The following is an 811-nucleotide window of genomic DNA, read 5'->3' as shown; positions in this document are numbered from 1 at the left end:
GAGACAGGCAGTGCGCTCCGCGACCTTTGGCGCCGCGGCGATCATCTACATGGCCCGGTCGCTGGGCCTGGGTTCGACGCCGATGATTGGTTTCGACGCTGAAGCCGTGCACCGCGAGTTCGGCCTGGCCGAAGACGAAGTGCCGGTCATGCTGTTGACCGTCGGACCGGAGCGAGCTGGCAACTGGCCGCAGAAGCCGCGCATGCCGGTGGCCGATGTGCTGGACTTCGCATAACGAAAATCCTGGATTCGCGGGCGCGCGAGAGCTCCGAGGAACCCAGGCAGGGACCTCAAGGTCGTCGTGGAGGACGCGAAGCCGACGCGTGAAAGCTCGAAAGACCTGCCACGCCCGCTAATTACCCCAACACAAATGTCGGAGGAGACAATTCCCATGAAAGCGATCGTAGTGACGGACCAGGCTGCAGGAGAGGCCGGGATGAAGCTGGTACAGCGGCCCGAGCCGCGGGCGGCAATAAACGATGTTGTTGTGGAGGTTCATGCGGCGGGATTCGTCAACACCGAACTGGAGTGGCCTTCGACCTGGGCTGATCGAACCTTTCGTGACCGGACGCCATCGATCCTCGGCCATGAAATGGCCGGTGTGGTCACTGCGCTTGGCTACGGCACCACGGGGCTGTCAATCGGCCAGCGCGTATTCGGCCTCGCAGACTGGCATCGCGATGGCACGCTCGCCGAGCATGTCGCTATGGAAGCTCGCAATCTCGCGCCGCTGCCCGGCGACGTTGACTTCACGGTGGGTGCGAGCCTGCCGATCTCCGGCCTGACCGCGTGGCAGGGGCTGTTCCAGCAT

General features: G+C 63.9%; 2 protein-coding genes. Both read left to right on the top strand.

Annotated features, from left to right (window positions below; all coding sequences use genetic code 11):
• The coding region (locus EN932_RS37230; RefSeq protein WP_206619049.1) for a nitroreductase family protein at positions 1 to 235 on the top strand (235 nt) is incomplete at its 5' end.
• A 156-nt stretch (positions 236 to 391) separates the two neighbouring features.
• On the top strand, positions 392 to 811 hold a 420-nt coding region (locus EN932_RS37225; protein WP_164890904.1), incomplete at its 3' end, for an alcohol dehydrogenase catalytic domain-containing protein.

The organism is Mesorhizobium sp. M7A.F.Ca.US.002.01.1.1, from assembly GCF_004022955.1.
Taxonomy (GTDB): domain Bacteria; phylum Pseudomonadota; class Alphaproteobacteria; order Rhizobiales; family Rhizobiaceae; genus Mesorhizobium; species Mesorhizobium ciceri.
Note: the sequence above shows the minus strand (reverse complement) of the source record. Positions and strands in the feature narration are given on the sequence as shown.